Source organism: Allobosea sp. (assembly GCF_048595345.1).
In the GTDB taxonomy this organism is placed as follows: Bacteria; Pseudomonadota; Alphaproteobacteria; order Rhizobiales; family Beijerinckiaceae; genus Allobosea.
The window spans coordinates 44,570-62,083 of the sequence record NZ_JBMDWH010000031.1 but is presented as its reverse complement, the minus strand read 5'-3'; the positions used below and the strand labels follow the sequence as shown (position 1 = coordinate 62,083).

Below are 17,514 nucleotides of genomic sequence, written 5' to 3'. Positions count from 1 at the left end.
GCCGTGGCCGACAGCCACAAGGCGGCGCTCTCGGTCGGCATCTCGCTCAACCAGATCTGGGTCATCGTCTGGTTCACCGCCGGCATCGTCGCGCTGATCACCGGCATCATGTGGGGCGCCCGCTCGGACGTGTCCTTCGCGCTGGAGATCGTGGCGCTGAAAGCGCTCCCGGTGCTGATCCTCGGCGGCTTCACCTCGATCCCCGGCGCCATCGTCGGCGGCCTGATCATCGGCATCGGCGAGAAGCTCGGCGAATTCTACTGGGGCCCGCTGATCGGCGGCGGCATCGAGAGCTGGCTCGCCTATTTCATCGCCCTGGGCTTCCTGCTGTTCCGGCCGCAAGGCCTGTTCGGCGACAAGATCATCGAACGTATCTGAGGAGCCGGACGACATGTTCTACCGCGAGGCCGGCCAATACAAATCCAGCTACGCTGCCGACATGGCGGTCTTCCCCCTGAAGGAGGACCGGATCGGCATCGCCGTCATCCTGGCGATAGCGTTGGTCGCGATCCCCTTCCTGGGCAGCGACTTCTTCATCGCCTCGGTGATGATCCCCTTCCTCGTCTTCTCGCTGGCCGCGATCGGGCTCAACATCCTCACCGGCTATACCGGGCTGATCTCGCTCGGCACCGCCGCCTTCATGGGTGTCGGCGCCTATAGCTGCTACAAGCTCAACACTCTCTTTCCGGGCGTGAACATAATCGTCCTGATCCTCGTCTCGGGGCTGTTCTCGGCCGGCATCGGCGTGCTCTTCGGCCTGCCCTCCCTGCGCATCAAAGGCTTCTATCTGGCCGTTGCGACGCTCGCCGCGCAGTTCTTCCTGCAATGGGCCTTCGTGCGCGTGCCCTGGCTGTTCAACTACAACGCCTCGGGCGCGATCGAGGTACCGCAGCGCACGCTCTTCAACATCCCGCTGACGGGCGCGGCCGCGACGCCGGAGACGCGCTATTTCGTCTGCCTCGGCCTCGTCGTGGTTCTGACCTGGTTCGCCTCCAACATCGTCCACGGCAAGCTCGGTCGCTCCTGGATGGCGGTGCGCGACATGGACATCGCCGCCGAGCTGATGGGCATCAAGCTCCTTAACGCCAAGCTGATGGCCTTCGCCGTCTCCTCCTATTTCTGCGGCGTCGCCGGCGCGATGATGATCTTCCTCTGGTACGGTGGCGGCGAGGCAGCGGACGTGTTCTCGATCCGCCTGTCCTTCAACATCCTGTTCATGGTCATCATCGGCGGCCTCGGCTCGCTGATCGGCTCCTTCTTCGGCGCGGCCTTCCTCTCGATCCTGCCGACGGCGCTGAAATTCGGCCTGCCGGCGCTTGGCGTGCCCATCGGCGGCGCCACGGCCGAGCATGTCACCTTCATGCTGGTCGGCGCGCTGATCATCGTCTTCCTGATCGCCGAGCCGCACGGCCTCGCCCGGCTCTGGCAGATCGGGAAGCAGAAATTGCGGACCTGGCCCTTCCCCTACTGAGCGGGAACTGGCCGACGAACGACCGGCGACGATGAAGCGCCGGCGCATAGGAGGCCGAGGCGGCACGACCCGCCCCGGCGAGGAAACGACGAAGAACGAACCCAGGGAGGGTCACGATGAAGACGAAGACGCTGATCAAGGGCACCGCGCTCGCAGCCCTGCTGTCCTCCGCCGCGCTTGCTCCGGCCATGGCGCAGGACAGCGTGTATTTCGCCAACAACGCCTACCGCACCGGCCCCTTCTCCGGCTCCGGCATCCCGATCGGCGACGGCATGCGCGACTATATCGCGATGATCAACGAGCGCGACGGCGGCGTGAACGGCGTCAGGATCGTCTATGAGGAGTGCGAGACCGGCTACGACACCAAGAAGTCGATCGAGTGCTACGAGCAGGCCAAGGCGAAGAACACCATCATCTATTCGCCCTGGTCGACCGGCGCGACGCTCGCCGCGATCCCGCGCGCCCATGTCGACAAGATCCCGATCCTGTCGATGGCCTATGGCCTCTCCGCCTCGGCCGATGGCACCAGTTTCCCTTGGGTCTTCATCCCCCCGCTGACCTACTGGGACGGCGCTTCGCTGATGGTGAAGCATATGGCGGCCGAACTCGGGGGCATGGACAAGCTCAAGGGCAAGAAGCTCGGTCTCATCCATCTCGACGCCCCCTTCGGCAAGGAGCCGGTGCCGGTGCTCGAGAACCTCGCCAAGAAATATGGCTTCGAACTGAAGCTCTATCCCGTGGCGGCAGCCGACATGCAGAACCAGGGCTCGCTCTGGCTGCAGATCCGGCGTGACCGCCCGGATTACCTCTACAACCAGGGCTGGGGCGCGATGAACCCCACCGCGGTGAAGGAAGCGGTCAAGAACAACTTCCCGATGAACAAGCTGGTCGGGGTCTGGTGGGCGGGCGGCGACGACGACGCGCGCGCTGGCGGGGCCGAAGCGAAGGGCTACAGGTCGCTGAACTTCAACGCGGCCGGCCAGAACTTCCCGGTCATCCAGGACATCATCAAGCATGTGGTCGACAAGGGGAAGAGCACGACGCCGAAGGAGAAGGTCGGCGAGAACCTCTACAACCGCGGCGTCTACAACTCGATGCTCGTCGTCGAGGCGATCCGCACCGCCCAGAAGGTCACCGGCAAGAAGGTGGTCAACGCCGAAGACATGCGCCGCGGGCTGGAGAGCCTCAATGTCGACGAGGCGCGCCTGAAGGAGATCGGCATGGCCGGCTTCGCGTCTCCGGTGAAGATCACCTGCGCCGATCATTCCGGCCACCACAAGGCCTATGTCGCCGAGTGGGACGGCACGAAATGGACGCAGAAGGGCGACTGGATTGAGCCGATGAAGGACGAGGTCCGCCCGCTGATCGAGAGCAGCGCCAAGGACTACACCGAAAAGGCCGGCAACTGGCCGAAGCGGACCGAGCCCTGCGAGAAGTCGTCCTGATGTGACGGGGGCAGTCGGCAGTAGGCAATCGGCAGTCGATCCTGTCGATCCCGACCGCCGACTGCCCATTGCCGACTGCCGGAGGTTCCATGTCGACCGCCACCCTCGAAAAACCCGCCGCTTCCACCGCGAGCGACACCATCCTCGCCCTCAACAACATCGAGGTGATCTATGATCACGTCGTGCTGGTGCTGAAGGGCGTCTCGCTGACGGTTCCCCGCAAGGGCATCGTCGCGATCCTCGGAGCCAATGGCGCCGGAAAGACCACAACGCTGAAGGCGATCTCGAACCTGCTCAAGGCCGAGCGCGGCGAGGTCACCAAGGGCTCGATCGTCTTCGACGGCGAGCGCGTCGATCGGATGTCGCCGAGCGAACTGGTGCGGCGCGGCTGCATCCAGGTGATGGAGGGCCGGCACTGTTTCGGCCATCTCTCGATCGAGGAGAACCTCCTCACCGGCGCCTTCACCCGCCCCGACGGCAACGCCGCGATCAAGCGCGACCTCGAGAAGATCTACGAGACCTTCCCCCGCCTGAAGCAGCGCCGCTCCTCGCAGGCCGGCTACACCTCGGGCGGCGAGCAGCAGATGTGCGCCATCGGCCGGGCCATGATGTCGAAGCCGAAGATGATCCTGCTCGACGAGCCTTCCATGGGCCTAGCCCCCCAGATCGTCGAGGAGATCTTCGAGATCGTGCGCCGCCTCAATGCGGAGGAGGGCGTCTCCTTCCTCGTCGCCGAGCAGAACACCAACATGGCCCTGCGCTACGCAACGTACGGCTACATCATGGAGACCGGCCGCGTCGTGATGGATGGCGAGGCGGCGATGCTGCGCGAGAACGAGGACGTGAAGGAATTTTACCTCGGCGTCGCCGAGGGCAACAAGAAGTCCTTCCGCGAGGTGAAGAGCTACAAGCGCCGCAAGCGCTGGCTGTCGTGATGAGCGCCAATCTGCCGAGCCCTCACCTTTTTATCAGCGAGAGACGACCATGACCGAGCATCACGACGCGCTCGAAACCCGCTCGCAGGACGAGCGCGAGGCCGATCTCTTCTCACGTCTCCCGGCGGTGCTCGCGGCGGCGATGCAAGCCCCCGCCTATGCGCAGCGGCTCGCCGGCATCGACCCCGCTTCGATCACGAGCCGCGAGGCGCTCGCCCGCCTCCCCATCCTGCGCAAATCCGAGCTTCCGACCCTTCAGAAGCAGGCCCTTCCCTTCGGCGGTCTCGTCCCGGAAGCGCCGGGCAGCTTCGGCCGCCTCTTCACCTCGCCCGGCCCGATCTTCGAGCCGGAAGGCACGGGCCCGGATGCCTGGGGCGCGGGTCGCGGCCTGTTCGCGGCCGGCCTGCGGCCCGGCGACATCGTGCTCAACACGCTGAGCTATCACCTCACGCCCGGCGGCTTCATCATGGATTCGGCCGCGCGTGCGCTCGGCTGTGCCGTCATCCCGGCCGGCCCGGGCAATACCGAGCAGCAGATGGAGGTGATCGCCGCCTATCGGCCCACCGCCTATGCCGGCACGCCGGATTTCCTCAAGATCCTGATCGAGGCCGCCGAGGCGCGCGGCGTCGACATCTCCTCGATCCGCCGGGGCGTCGTCTCGGGCGCCGCCTTCCCGCCCTCTCTCCAGGCCTGGGTCAGGGAGCGCGGCATCGACGCCTACCAGCTCTACGCCACCGCCGATTTCGGCGTCATCGCCTATGAGACCTCCGCCCGCGAAGGCATGGTCCTCAACGAGAACCTGATCGTCGAGATCGTCCGCCCCGGCACGGGCGACCCAGTTCCCGAGGGCGAGGTCGGCGAAGTCGTCGTCACCAGTCTCGACCCCCACCATCCCCGCATCCGCCTGGCGCTCGGGGATCTCACAGCCGTTCTGCCGGGACAGAGCCCCTGCGGGCGCACCAACACCCGGATCAGAGGCTGGATGGGCCGCGCCGACCAGACCGCCAAGATCAAGGGCATGTTCGTGCGCCCCGAGCAGGTGGCGGAGATCGCCAGGCGCCATGCCGAAATCGCCAAGCTCAGGCTCGTCGTCGGCCGCGCCGAGGAAACCGACACGATGACCCTGAAGGCCGAAATCTATGCCGAGCCGGCCGGCCTGATCGACGCCGTCTCTTCGACCCTCCAGCAGGTCACCAAGCTCAAGGGCCGCGTCGAGGTGCTGCCGCTCGGCGCCCTGCCCAATGACGGCAAGGTGATCGCGGACGAGCGGCCGGTCGGATAGCAGCTCTCGTTCCGAAAGAAGCGCGGAAGCCCCGCTCCTGTAAGGAGAGGGTCCCCCGCGCTCTTCACCAAGCGATCGGCTTCTCTCCCTGCCCTTCCAACCACGCATTCGCCCGCGAAAACGGCCGCGATCCGAAGAAGCCACGCCGGGCCGACAAGGGCGAGGGATGGGCGCTGGCGATCACCAGATGCTTCGCCTCGTCGATCAGCGCCCGCTTCGCCTGCGCCGGCGCTCCCCAGAGCATGAAAGCGACATGAGGCCGCTCGCGCGACACCGTTGCGATGATCTCGTCCGTGACCTCCCGCCAGCCGATGGCCAGGTGCGAGCCGGCCTTGCTCGCCCCCTCCCGCACGGTAAGTGAGGTGTTCAGCAGCAGCACGCCCTGCTGCGCCCAGCGCGTCAGATCGCCGTCCGGCTGCCCGCTCACGCCGAGATCCTCGGCCCGCTCCTTATAGAGATTCACGAGCGAACGCGGCAGCGGGGGCGGTCCGACATAAGAGAAGGCGAGCCCATTGGCATGGCCCGGAGTCGGATAAGGATCCTGCCCGAGGATCACCGCCCGGACCGCTTCCAAAGGCGTCAGCGACAGCGCGGCGAAGACACGCTCGGGCGAGGGCGCGACGACATGCCCCGCCGCCCGCTCCGCATCGACCGCGGCACAAGCGCGTGCAGCGGCACCACCGGGGGCAAAGGCCGGCAACGCGCGCCAACCTGCAGCGGACCCGTTCGCCAGAAAGGCGGCGAGCGCCGCGATGCAGCTCACTTCAGGACCGCCCGCCCCTCGACCTTGGCCTCGACCGTGCCGAGCCGGCGCAGATAGACCATCACCTCATTCGCCATCAGCTTGCCGTCGGTGACGCCGATCAGCGTCTTGCCGCGGCCGAGCGCGGTATAGCCGTCGCCGCCCTCCAGCATGAAGTTGTTGGTCGCGACCGTGTATTTTGCCGCCGGGTCGATCGGCTTGCCGTCGACCGTGAGCGCGACGACGCGCGAGCCCGGCGGCTGCTTGATGTCGGCTTCGAAGCGGAGACCCGACACGACCGGGAACTTGCCCGAGCCCTGCGGGGCGGGCGAGAGCCCGTTCTCCAGCGCGTCCTTCACGTCCTTGCCGGTGATCTCCACCATCGCCGTCGCATTGCCGAAAGGCAGTTCGCTCAGCACGTCGCGGCGGGTCAGCATCGCGCCGGCCGGATATTGCTTGTTGGCGCGAATGCCGCCGGCATTGCTGATGGCGAGCTGGGCGCCCGTCGCGTCGCGGATCGCGTCCGCGATCAGATTGCCGATCGCGCTCTCCTGAGTGCGGATCACGCCTGTGCGGGAATCGAGCGGGGCGGCGAGCTTGGCGACATCGACGTCCAGCTCCTTCGACAGCTCCGACTCGTAGCCCTTCACGATCGCCGCGACCTCGGGGTCCGGTGTGGCGGAGCGGGAATCGTTCACACGGAAGGTCGGCGTCCAGGAGACCTGCCGGGCCGCGCCCTCGCCCTTGACCGTCACGGCGATGTCGATCGCGGTGACGTAATTGCCTTCCTCGTTCGACTCGACCATCACCACCTTGCCGTCATAGGCGATGGCGAGATCATGATCGTGGCCGGTCAGCACGATATCGACGACGCGCGAGCGCACAATCTCGTAATCCATCGCCCGGTCGGCGTGGACGACAGCGACGAGGATGTCGGCGCCCTGCGCCTTCAGCGCCTTGGCCTCGCGCTTCAGCGCCTCCATGGTCGAGGAGAACTTCAGGTCGCCGGGATGGGAGATCTGCGGCGTCGGGTCATAGGCCGTGCCGACCACGCCGACCTTGATGCCGCCGAGCTCGAAGATGCGGCTGTCCTCGTGGCCGGGCAGCTTGGCCCCGTTGGCGTCGCGCAGATTGGCGGCGAAGGTCGGGTAGGTCTGCGCGGCGACGAGCTTGAGATAATTCTCCTTGCCGAAATCGAATTCGTGATTGCCCGGGACGAAGACGTCGAGCCCCATCTTGTTCTGCATGGCGACGATATGCGCGCCCTGATCGAAGCCGGACATCAGCGAGGGCGAGTAGCAATCTCCAGCATGGCAGAACAGCACCGGCACGCCCCGCGCCCGCTCGGCCTTGGCGATGCCCGCCGCACGCGCGAACCCGCCACGGCCCTTGTCGTCGCTCATCTTGTAGATGTCGTTCACCAGCAGCAGCGTGAAGCTGGGCGCCGGCTGCTGGGCCTGGGCGACAGGCGCCGTGGCGGCGAGCGTGGCCGGTGCGGCCAGCACTCCGAAGGCCTTGCGGCGGGTCAGCTTGGTCATGGCATGAGCCTCGATGATGAGAACCGCGCCAGAGTAGCAAAAGCACCGGGCCACGCCAGAGCTTCGCGCAAGACTAGCTGCGCTATCGCACCGCAGCGAACGGCCCGCGACGAGGCTGGACGAAACCGTTAACTCGTCTAAATCAGCCTCTCGAGGAGAGCCCGCCGATGACCGCCGATATCGCCACGCTCACGAAGCCCGTCCAGCTCCCGCCCGACCATCCGCGCATCCGCCCCCGGCGCATCGGCGTGCTGCTGATGAATCTCGGCACGCCGGAAGGCACGACCTACTGGCCGATGCGCGCCTATCTCAAGGAATTCCTCTCCGACAAGCGCGTCATCGAGGAGCCGCGCTGGAAATGGTGGCCGATCCTCAACCTCATCATCCTCTCGGTGCGCCCGAGCCGGAAGGGCAAGGACTACGCCTCGATCTGGAACAACGAGCGCAATGAGGGGCCGCTCAAGACCATTACCCGCTCCCAGACCGAGGGCCTCGCCGCGCGGCTGCAAGAGATGGCCGGCGACCGTGTCGTCTTCGACTGGGCGATGCGCTACGGCTTTCCGGACACCAAAAGCCGCATCGAGGCGCTGCAGGAGCAGGGCTGCGACCGCATCCTGTTCGTGCCGCTCTATCCGCAATATGCCGCCGCGACCTCGGCGACGGCCTGCGACCAGGCCTTTCGTGCACTGATGAGCCTGCGCTGGCAGCCGGCGGTGCGGATCGCCGCGCCCTATTACGAGGATCCGGCCTATATCGGCGCGCTCGCCCGCTCGATGCGCGCCTCGCTGGCCAAGCTCGACTTCGACCCCGAGGTGATCCTCTGCTCCTTCCACGGCATGCCGAAGGAATATCTGCTGAAGGGCGACCCCTATCACTGCCAATGCGCCAAGACCTGGCGGCTTCTGCGCGAGGAGCTGGGCTTCTCGCCCGAACGCTTCCCGCTGACCTTCCAGTCCCGCTTCGGCCCGGACGAATGGCTGCAGCCCTACACCGACGAAACCGTCGAGGCGCTGGCCAAGGCCGGCAAGAAGTCCATGGCGATCGTGGCGCCCGGCTTCTCCGCCGACTGCCTGGAGACGCTGGAGGAACTCGACGGCGAGAACCGCGAGATCTTCATGCACAATGGCGGCGAAAAATTCGCCTATCTGCCCTGCCTCAACGACTCCGCCGAAGGCATCGACGTGATCGAGGCGGTCGTTCGCCGTGAACTGATGGGCTGGATCTGAGCCGCCCTCTCATGGCCGCAGTCGCCGGAATCGAAAAGGCCGCCCCGAAGGGCGGTCTTTCTTGTCGATGATCGCTGCGGCGGACCGCGCGCTCACTTCGGCGCGAAGATGCCGACGCTGCTCGCCGTGATGTCGAAGGAGAGCGTGCCGATCACGGCCGGGCCGCACCACTTGGAGGCGTTCGAGCCGGTCAGGATGCCGCGCGGGTCGGAGGTGTTCAGGAAGCACTCGCGCTTCGACAGGTTGGTATCGTGATAGCGCAGATCGGCCGTCAGATTCTTGTAGGTGTAGGACACGCCGGCGTTCCAGTAATAATAGTCGGGCAGGTTCGTCGGCGGCGTCGTCGACCAGATCGCCTGGTTGGTGCGGCCGAGCCAGTAATGGCCGAACTCGCCCGAGACCGCGAGACCTTCGAGGAAGGGCAGCGAATACTTGGCGGTGATCGAGGCATAGGTACCGGAGGCGCCGGTGCCGAGCCAATCCCAAGCGTAGAACAGGTTGGCGCCGACCGTCAGGGCATCGGCATAGGTGTAGGAGACCTTGCCGTAGACTTCCGTGAAGTCGGTGTTCTTCGGCGTCCAGAACGTGCCGGCGGGGAAGATGAACTGCCGCTCGCGCGGATAGTAATACTGCCACACGCCGAGGTCGAAGGAGACATCGCCGAGCTTGGGGCGGATACCGGCGTAGAAGTCGACTTCCGCGCTCGGGTCGGTGACGAGCTTCACATTCGAGCCGGCAACGCCGACATAGAACAGGTTGTTGTAGATCTGCAGCTCGGCGCTGCCCTGGATCGCGGGCTTGCGGTTGGTCTGCGAGATGCCGCGGAAATTATAGTCGGTCATGCCTTTGATGCTGACCGCGACGTCGAACATCGTGAAGGCGGGAGCGACGGGAGCCACCGGCTCGCCCTTCTTGCTGGGCAGGTCGGCCGCCTGCGCACCGGCAGCGAACAGCGCCCCGGCCAGAGAGAGCGTGGTGATCGTCGAGCGAATGATACCGCGAACCATGTAATCGAGCCCCTTTTGCGCTTGTCACGCTTTCGCCATGATCAAGCGGGCAGAGCGGCCCTTACGGCAAGACGAGGTTTTCGGCAGATTGCTTACAGAATAAGCAAAAACCCCCGAAACCGGGAGTTTTTGCGCCTGCGAGATAGCCGTCGAAGAAATCGCGCGGGAATGTTGCTAAATTAGCACGCCACCTGGCAGGAAGTTGCGTCCGGGAGCATCGCGCATCAAAACGGATGCGGTCATAACCTCCGAAGACTTCGCCGAAGCATCGGATGGTCCCGATGACCGGAACCCGCTTTTCGGAAAAATGCGAAGCCCCAGCAACAGTTCAGAGCATCGTGAGCGCGTCCGTTCGGACGCGCGATGGTCTAGCGGAGCTGCCCCACCTGGCTGGCATAGGCCACCGGCGAGGAATCGAGGCTGCTGGTCCTGAGGTTTCCAGCGCGGCGCGGCGGCAGCGGGGCGAGCACATTGCTCGGAGAGGCCGGCGTTTCGACCGCGACATCCGCGACGGGGGCGCCTTGGCCGGACGGCGAGGCCGGTCCGCCGATAAAGGGCACGAAGCCCAGCGTGCGCTGCAACAGCGTCTTGTCCTGCGCCGGCTCGGGAGCGGCGCTGGCGAGCGCCGGGCCGGGCTCGGCATCGCCCTGCCGCACCCGCGCGAGCTGGGTGGTGGCGGGCGCCACCGGCGCCGCGAGCGGCTTGGCAGCAGGCTTGCCGGCCTCGACCTTCGCCGGTTCCACCTTGTCCTCGGCCGGAGCTGAGGAGACGGCCGCGAGGATCGCGCTCTCATCCGAGGCAGCGGCGCGCACCATGGCCTTTGTGCGGCCCTTGTCGTCCAGAACGACGACCTGCGGGCCGGAAGCCAGTGCGTCCTGCCGGCTGATGCCGACGTCGCGCGAGGCCCAGGAGGCCGTCCGGTTCAGCGAGTCGGCGCCGCCGGCCGCCAGAGCGCGCTTGAAGCTGGGGTGCTGGTCGCCATCGTCATAGACGAGGCGGATCGCCGGCGTGCCCTTGGCGACGAGCGCCGCGACGCGGCTGGCGTCCTGATGCTCCTTCTGGGCCACATCCGCCGGCTGGCTGCCGCCGTTGAAGACATAGCGGCCACCGGCCACGGAGACGGCGGGCTCGTCGCGCGTGACCTCGAAATAATCGGAACCCTGCTTGAGGTTCTTCCAGAAGGCGATGTTGGGGTCGAGCCGGTGCTGGGCGAGGTTCTCCGCCGTCATCCTAAACGGGAAGGCCTGCATCTGCACGGCGCGCTGCCCGCCGTTCTGGGCTTCGCGCACGAGCGCGTAGATCTCGCCGATCTGGTCATCCGTCATCGAATAGCAGCCCGCCGAGGAGCAGGCGCCATGCACCATCAGATGCGCGCCGGTGCGGCCGAGCGAACGGTCATAGGCGTTGGGATAGCCCATATTGAACGAGACGTAATAGGAGGAGTTCGGGTTCATCTGCGCCGGGGTGATGGCGTAGAAGCCCTCCGGCGCCATGCGGTCGCCCTCGCGCACCTTGGGGCCGAGCTGGCCGGACCACCGGCACATCGGGAAGGTCTTCAGCAGCGCATAGCGGCCATCGCCCTTGCGCTTCCAGATCTCGAGCTCCGACTCCTTCTTGTAGGAGCGGATCAGGATCGGCTGGTCCTTGGTCATGCCCTTTTCGGACATCAGCGCATAGGTCGCGCTCGGGATCGGGATGTTGTGGCGCGCGGAGCCGCGATAACGCTCCTCCTCGCAAGCCCCCAACGTCATGGCCACCAGAGCAAGGATCGCGAAGCGCTTGAATGCCACGTCGTCATTCCCATCGAACATCAGGCCGGCTGCGCGACCTGTGAATTCGCAAGACGGCCGAATTGTGCCGTTCGTTCGGTTCTAGAAGCGTTAGCCTTGAGAGTTCCTTACCACAGCCCTAACGAGTCTGGCCACATGGTCAAGGAATCGTAAAGATCGAACGCTTCGCGATCCGCGCTTGCTCTAGAGATGCCGACCGATGGCGAGGAACTTCTCGGCCCGCTTGTCGGTCAGCGCGGCGGGATCGAGCCCGGCCAGATCCGTCAGCGCGGCCTCGATCGCGTCCCCCGCACGCTCCAGCGCCAGCGGCCGGTCGCGATGGGCGCCGCCGACAGGCTCGGGCACGATCGTGTCGATCACCGCGAATTTCAGCAGGTCCTGCGCGGTGATCTTCATGCCCGTCGCGGCATCCTGCGCGCGGGCGGTGTCGCGCCAGAGGATCGACGCGGCCCCCTCCGGAGAAATCACCGAATAGATCGCATGCTCCATCATCATCACGCGGCTGGCGGCGGCGATCGCGATCGCGCCGCCCGAGCCGCCCTCGCCGATGATCAGCGCGACGCTCGGGGTCGGCAGGCCGAGCCAGGCCTCGGTCGAGCGCGCAATGGCCTCGGCCTGGCCGCGCTCCTCGGCGTCAATGCCCGGATAGGCGCCGGCGGTATCGACGAAGCTCAGCACCGGCAGGCCGAATCGCCCGGCCAGCTCCGCCAGGCGCACCGCCTTGCGATAGCCCTCGGGCTTGGGCATGCCGAAATTGTGCCGGATGCGCGTCTCGGTCGAATCACCCTTCTCCTGGCCGATCACGCAGACCGGCTGGCCGCGAAAGCGCCCGAGGCCGCCGACGATCGCCTCGTCCTCGCCGAAGGCACGGTCCCCGGCGAGCGGCGTGAACTCCTCGATCAGCGCGGCGCAGTAATCCTTGAAATGCGGCCGCTGCGGATGGCGCGCCACCAGCGTCTTCTGCCACGGCGTCAGCGCTGCGTAGATGTCCTTGAGCGCCTGGCTGGCCCTGACGTCGAGCTTGCCGATTTCCTCCGAGAGCGAAATGCCGTCGCCCCGGGCTTCCAGCGCCCGCAATTCGTCGGCCTTCGCCTCGATTTCGGCGACCGGTTTCTCGAAATCCAGATAGCTGCGCATCGTGATCCAGTTCAGCTCCCGCCCCTCTCGCGCGGGCGGATCGGCGGTTTCGCGGGAAACCGGGCATGACAAGCGGCGGACCTTGGCCGCGCCGCGCTGACATTGTCAACCCGTCGGCGGCGAGGGCGGCGGCTCGGCGAGGCGCGGCGTCGGGGCCGGCTGCGGCAGCAGCACCGGCCGGAAGGCGAAGCTGCGCCGTGTCGCGCGCAGCGGCGCGCGCCGGTAGAACTGCTTGGTCGCGTCGATGACATGCACCCCGGCGAAAGGCATCGACAGATGCGTGCCGATCTGTTCCCACAGCCCGGCCGACTGCATCAGGAGCTGCCGCTGCAGCGGCGGCACATAGAGCACCTCGGCCCAATGCTCGGGCGAAAATTCCGCCCCGCGCAGCAGGGATGTCAGCTGCCGGCGGCTGAAGGGGCGGCCCTGGCCGAAGGGCGTGCCGTCCATGCGCGCCCACAGGCCGCGCCGGTTCGGCACCACCAGGATCATCCGCCCCCCGGGGTTGAGCACCCTGGAGACCTCTTCCAGCAGATCATCCGGGCTTTCGGTCTCCTCCAGCGCATGCACCAGCACAGCCCGGTCGATCGAGGCCGTCGGCAGCGGCAGCAGCGTCGGCTCCACCAGCGCCGAGGCGGAAAGCCCCGGCGAAGGCCAGTTCACCACGCCCTGCGCAGCCGGCATGAAGGCGATGCTGCGCTCGGCCTCCATGCCCAGAACCGACAGATAGGGCGTGGAGAAGCCGAGGCCCAGCACGCGCTGGCGGGCGCAATCAGGCCAGAAACGCAGCATCGCCCGCCCGATGAAGCGGCGCGCGACATGGCCCAGCGGACTGGCGTAGAAGCTGCGCAGATCGACGACGTCGAGGGACATGGCGCCACAGATGCAAGGTGGCGCGCCGCAAGACAAGAGCATGCCGGGTTGATCGACGCGCGGCCATGGCCCATTCAGGGCGACGATCCGCGAAGCAGGAGTCCGCGATGCCGCTCGATCTGCACGTTTTCCGCACCCTCAGCGACAATGCCGGCGCGCTGCTGCACGATCCGGCGAGCGGCGCCTGCGCCGCGGTGGACGTGCCCGATGCCGGGGAGGTGATGGCGGCAGCCCAGGCAAAGGGCTGGACGATCACCGACATCTTCGTCACCCACGCCCATGCCGACCACACCCAGGGCGTGGCGGCGGTGAAGCAGGCGACCGGCGCGGCCGTCGTCGGGCCGGAGGATGCCGTGAACCTGGCCCCGCTCGACCGCATCGTCGGCGAGGGGGACAGCGTCACGCTCGGCCAGGACCGCTTCGAGATCTGGCACACGCCCGGCCATTCGGCCGGCCATCTCAGCTATGTCGGGCTTTCATCGCGGATCGCACTGGTCGGCGACGTCGTCTTCGTGATGGGCTGTGGGCGGGTTCAGCCCGGCCAGATGGCGCAAATGTGGGGCTCGCTCTCGCGCCTCATGGCGCTGCCGGGCGATATCCGCCTCGTCTGCGGCCATGATTATACCCTCGCCAATGCCCGCTTCGCCCGCTCGGTCGATCCGGCCAATGCGGCGCTTTCGGCCCGCTTCGGCGAGGCCGAGGCGGCCAAGCGGGAGGGCCGGTTCTGGGCGCTGACCACGGTGGCGCAGGAGCAGGCGACCAATCCCTTCTTCCGGGCTGGGGAGGCCGCGCTCGCCGAAGCGGTCGGCCGCGCCGGCGCCCCCGCTTCAGAGGTCTTCGCCGCCCTGCGCGAAGCCAAGAACACCTTCTGAGCGGCGGCGCCCGATGTCCTACCCGCTCGACGGCCTCACCGCCGCACAGGTGATCCGCCTGCTCGACCTGCGGCCCCATCCGGAAGGCGGGCATTACCGCGAGACCTTCCGCGACAGCGCGGGACCGGACGGGCGCGGGCATTCGACCGCGATCTACTATCTTCTGGATACCGGCGAGACCTCGGAATGGCACCGGGTCGATGCGGCCGAGATCTGGCATCATTACGCCGGCGCACCGCTCGTCATCACCGTCTCGCCCAATGGGCATGACGCCTCCGCCCATCATCTCGGCGCGGATCTGGCAGCCGGACAGCGCCCGCAATTCGTGGTCGAGGCCGGCTGGTGGCAGAGCGCCACTTCGCTGGGCGCCTGGACACTCGTCGGCTGCACGGTTGCGCCGGGCTTCGCCTTTTCCGGCTTCGAGCTGGCCCCGCCGGATTGGCGGCCCACCCCGCGCCGGCCCTCGGAGAGCTGACCATGCCCACCGCGACGGAAGATCACCGGCTCGCGCTCGAATGCGAGCGGCGCATCGTCAATGCCTGGCCGGCGCTCTCGACGCTGATCGTCGGCGATTGGGTGCTGCGCTTCGCCGACGGCTATTCCGGCCGCGCCAATGCGGCGAGCCCGATGGCCTTCGAGGCCGGTCTCGACGACACGATGCTGGACCAGATCGAGGAGCTTTACCGCGCCGACGGGCTGCAACCCTGCATCCGCCTGACGCCGCTGGTGGCGGCGCAGACGCGCGAGGCGGTGCTGGCCCGCGGCTACCGCATCAAGGACGCCTCCTTCGGCATGATCGCGCCCCTGGCCGGCTGGCCCGTCGCGACGGCGGCCGAATTGCAGCTGGAGGCACGGCCCGAGGCCGACTGGATCGCGGGCGTCGCCGCCCTGCAGAGCGGCATCAAGACCGATGCCGCCAAGCTCGCCGCCATCGTCGAGCGAGTGCGCCTGCCGGCCGCCTTCGCCAGCTGGCTGATCGAGGGCGAGCCGGTCGCCTTCGGCATGGCGGTCGCCGAACGCGGCATGGCGGAGATCGGTCTGATCTGCGTCGATCCGGGTCAGCGCGGCAAGGGGCTCGGCCGCGCGATCGTCTCCGGCCTGATGGGCTGGGCCGGTGCCATGTCCTGCCACAGCGCCTATCTGCAGGTCGACCAGACCAACGCGATCGCGCGGTCCCTTTACGAGAGCCTCGGCTTTCGCAGGCTCTACGCCTACGAGACCCGCATTCTCGACTGAGCTTCAGCGCGTCAGCAGCGCGGTGCCGTAAAGGCCGATCGCGAAGACGATATGGGCGAGGATGTTGAGGAGGCGGATCTGGTTGGCATTCGCCCGCTTGGATGCGGCGATGCCCATCCCCATGCCCGGCTGCAGGATGAACCAGCCGCAGCCGACCGTGGCCAGACCGACGATCAAAGCCGGCGGAAAGCTCGGCTGGCGCGCCCAGCCCAGGCCCCAGATCGCCAGGAGCGTCGCCGCGAACAGGATGCCGACGAGATAGTGAAAGGCCCAGCCGATGGCGCTCTCGCCCGCGACCGGCTCGCTGCGGGCGATATCCTCATGCATCACGCGGCCGCGCAGCAGATGCGCGAACCAGCGGCCGGGCGGCCCCCAATTGGGTTTCGGCATCCCGAACAGCCGCAGGAACTGCCCCCACAGATCGAAGAGCAGCGTGGCGCCGACTCCGATCACGATCGCCTTGCCGATGAATTCCGTCACGATGCTCCCGCCCCCCATCGGCGCTCTTGCGGCGCCTGCCTTGTTGGAACGCCCTGGCTGCCCTGCGGTCAAGCGCCGCGGCACGCAAGCCGCATGCGCGGGACGCGCAGGGCGTCCCCGGCGGACGGCGAGGAACACCGCGCGATGCTGGGGTGTTGCTCTCCCTCGACGGATGTGGGGGACGGAGACGATGAGCGGACCGACGGAAGCAGCCAGGCAATCCGGGGCAAGCGGGCCGCACGGCGCCGCCGAGCTCCCCTCGGCGACGGTCACCAGCTACAATCTCGAGACGCGGGACGAGGATGGTTTTGTCGGCGACAAGGCCAGCCGCAAGGCCTTTCTGGAGCATCTCGACGCCCTGCGCGCGCATCTGAAGCGCAAGGGGGACGATCCTCTGGCCGGCGACACAGCCGTTTTGGGGAAGAAGGAGCTCGACGCGCTGCTGAAGGAGGGCAACGCGGCCGAAGCGGCGCTCGTGCTCAGCGCGGTCGAGAATTTCGCCCAGTCGCTCGCTTTCGTCATCCGGCGCTTTGCGCGGCTCAAGACCTGGGCGCCGATCGAGCGCATCGTGGTCGGGGGCGGATTCAGGGACAGCCGCATCGGCGAACTCGCCATCGCGCGCGCGGCGATCATTCTCAGCACCGAGGGCCGCGCGATCGACCTCATTCCGGTGAGCCATCATCCGGACGAGGCCGGGCTGGTCGGCAGCGCGCATCTCGCTCCCAAATGGATCTTCGAGGGCTATGACAGCATCGTCGCGGTCGATATCGGCGGGTCGAACATCCGCGCCGGCATCGTCGAACTGCGGCAGAAAAAGGCGAAGGACTTGGCCAAGGCGCGGGTCTGGCGCTCCGAACTCTGGCGCCATGCCGACGAAGAGCCGAGCCGCGACGACATGATCCGGCGGCTCGGCCGGATGCTCAAGAACGCCATCGCGACGGCGCAGGAGGAGGGTTTCCGCGTCGCGCCCTTCATCGGCATCGGCTGCCCGGGCCTGATCGAGCCCGATGGCAGCATCGAGCGCGGCGCACAGAACCTGCCCGGCAATTGGGAAAGCAGCCGCTTCAACCTCGTCGAGGCCGTGCGCGAGCGCGTTCCGAGGATCGGCGATCATGAAACTGAGATCATCCTGCACAATGATGCCGTCATTCAGGGGCTCAGCGAGCTGCCGGCCATGCAGGATGTGGCGCATTGGGGCGTGCTGACGATCGGCACCGGCCTCGGCAATGCGAGCTTCCAGAATCGCGCCAAGCCGAAGAAGTCGGCGAAGCGGTCTGGCAAGGGCTGATCCCGGCTTTGCTCCTCACCGAGCCGTCCCGCCATCTTCGCGTCGCCTTTGGCGTCGAAGAGGCGGGCCGGTCATCTTTTTTGCGCGGAGTGCCTCCTTGCCGGTCCCCGATCAGCCGTCTGCGACTTGCCAGCCTGCCACCATCGTGACGAGGCTCGCACGCGACGCGAATCAGCACTGGCAAGGGAAGCG

17 protein-coding genes are annotated in these 17,514 nt (G+C 67.1%); 10 read left to right on the top strand and 7 right to left on the bottom strand.

What is annotated here, in order from left to right; all coding sequences use genetic code 11:
• The 5 genes from ACOJTB_RS04240 to ACOJTB_RS04220 all read left to right on the top strand — a co-directional run.
• Positions 1-378, top strand: a 378-nt coding sequence (locus tag ACOJTB_RS04240; protein WP_420101271.1) for an ABC transporter permease subunit, incomplete at its 5' end; no start/stop codon positions are given.
• Positions 379-391: 13 nt separating this feature from the next.
• Positions 392-1,471 (top strand): branched-chain amino acid ABC transporter permease, encoded by a 1,080-nt coding sequence (locus ACOJTB_RS04235; protein ID WP_420101270.1) that lies wholly within the window; start codon positions 392-394, stop codon positions 1,469-1,471.
• 116 nt (positions 1,472-1,587) lie between these two features.
• On the top strand, positions 1,588-2,916 hold the full coding sequence (locus ACOJTB_RS04230) for an ABC transporter substrate-binding protein (RefSeq protein WP_420101269.1): 1,329 nt from the start codon (positions 1,588-1,590) through the stop codon (positions 2,914-2,916).
• Between the two features lie 89 nt (positions 2,917-3,005).
• A complete protein-coding gene (locus ACOJTB_RS04225) occupies positions 3,006-3,851 on the top strand; it encodes an ABC transporter ATP-binding protein (protein ID WP_420101268.1) in 846 nt (281 codons plus the stop codon).
• Positions 3,852-3,900: 49 nt separating this feature from the next.
• Positions 3,901-5,133 (top strand): phenylacetate--CoA ligase family protein, encoded by a 1,233-nt coding sequence (locus ACOJTB_RS04220; protein ID WP_420101267.1) that lies wholly within the window; start codon positions 3,901-3,903, stop codon positions 5,131-5,133.
• A gap of 64 nt (positions 5,134-5,197) precedes the next feature.
• Here the strand turns inward: ACOJTB_RS04220 and ung are convergent, their stop codons facing one another.
• A complete protein-coding gene (ung, locus tag ACOJTB_RS04215; RefSeq protein ID WP_420101266.1) occupies positions 5,198-5,833 on the bottom strand; it encodes a uracil-DNA glycosylase in 636 nt (211 codons plus the stop codon).
• A 59-nt stretch (positions 5,834-5,892) separates the two neighbouring features.
• Positions 5,893-7,413 carry a bifunctional metallophosphatase/5'-nucleotidase gene (locus ACOJTB_RS04210; RefSeq protein ID WP_420101265.1) on the bottom strand — a complete coding sequence of 507 codons (1,521 nt, stop codon included), beginning with the start codon at positions 7,411-7,413 and terminating at the stop codon, positions 5,893-5,895.
• Between the two features lie 167 nt (positions 7,414-7,580).
• Between ACOJTB_RS04210 and hemH the strand changes: the two genes are divergently transcribed.
• Entirely contained in the window at positions 7,581-8,639 is a 1,059-nt protein-coding gene (gene hemH, locus ACOJTB_RS04205; RefSeq protein ID WP_420101264.1) for a ferrochelatase, read from the top strand.
• A gap of 92 nt (positions 8,640-8,731) precedes the next feature.
• Here hemH and ACOJTB_RS04200 read toward each other — a convergent pair whose 3' ends face one another.
• From ACOJTB_RS04200 to ACOJTB_RS04185, 4 genes are all read right to left on the bottom strand, one after another.
• Positions 8,732-9,646 (bottom strand): TorF family putative porin, encoded by a 915-nt coding sequence (locus tag ACOJTB_RS04200; protein ID WP_420101263.1) that lies wholly within the window; start codon positions 9,644-9,646, stop codon positions 8,732-8,734.
• 368 nt (positions 9,647-10,014) lie between these two features.
• Positions 10,015-11,436, bottom strand: coding sequence for a hypothetical protein (locus ACOJTB_RS04195; RefSeq protein WP_420101262.1), 1,422 nt, complete (start codon positions 11,434-11,436; stop codon positions 10,015-10,017).
• 183 nt (positions 11,437-11,619) lie between these two features.
• Positions 11,620-12,573: an acetyl-CoA carboxylase carboxyltransferase subunit alpha gene (locus ACOJTB_RS04190; RefSeq protein ID WP_420101261.1), complete on the bottom strand. Its 954-nt coding sequence runs from the start codon at positions 12,571-12,573 to the stop codon at positions 11,620-11,622.
• Positions 12,574-12,678: 105 nt separating this feature from the next.
• A complete protein-coding gene (locus ACOJTB_RS04185; protein ID WP_420101260.1) occupies positions 12,679-13,446 on the bottom strand; it encodes a class I SAM-dependent methyltransferase in 768 nt (255 codons plus the stop codon).
• A gap of 107 nt (positions 13,447-13,553) precedes the next feature.
• Here ACOJTB_RS04185 and gloB point away from each other — a divergent pair, with 107 nt between their 5' ends.
• From gloB to ACOJTB_RS04170, 3 genes are read left to right on the top strand one after another with little or no spacing between them, the layout of a single operon-like run.
• The gene (gloB, locus tag ACOJTB_RS04180; protein ID WP_420101259.1) at positions 13,554-14,318 is read left to right on the top strand and encodes a hydroxyacylglutathione hydrolase; all 765 of its coding nucleotides are present in this window, start codon (positions 13,554-13,556) and stop codon (positions 14,316-14,318) included.
• A 13-nt stretch (positions 14,319-14,331) separates the two neighbouring features.
• On the top strand, positions 14,332-14,793 hold the full coding sequence (locus ACOJTB_RS04175) for a cupin domain-containing protein (RefSeq protein WP_420101258.1): 462 nt from the start codon (positions 14,332-14,334) through the stop codon (positions 14,791-14,793).
• A gap of 2 nt (positions 14,794-14,795) precedes the next feature.
• On the top strand, positions 14,796-15,554 hold the full coding sequence (locus ACOJTB_RS04170) for a GNAT family N-acetyltransferase (protein WP_420101257.1): 759 nt from the start codon (positions 14,796-14,798) through the stop codon (positions 15,552-15,554).
• Between the two features lie 3 nt (positions 15,555-15,557).
• On the opposite strand, the gene ACOJTB_RS04165 is transcribed toward ACOJTB_RS04170, so the two are convergent.
• Positions 15,558-16,034, bottom strand: a complete 477-nt coding sequence (locus ACOJTB_RS04165; protein ID WP_420101256.1) for a DUF2938 domain-containing protein — start codon at positions 16,032-16,034, stop codon at positions 15,558-15,560.
• A 190-nt stretch (positions 16,035-16,224) separates the two neighbouring features.
• Here ACOJTB_RS04165 and ACOJTB_RS04160 point away from each other — a divergent pair, with 190 nt between their 5' ends.
• Positions 16,225-17,322: an ROK family protein gene (locus ACOJTB_RS04160; RefSeq protein ID WP_420101255.1), complete on the top strand. Its 1,098-nt coding sequence runs from the start codon at positions 16,225-16,227 to the stop codon at positions 17,320-17,322.
• The last annotated feature ends 192 nt before the right edge of the window (positions 17,323-17,514 follow it).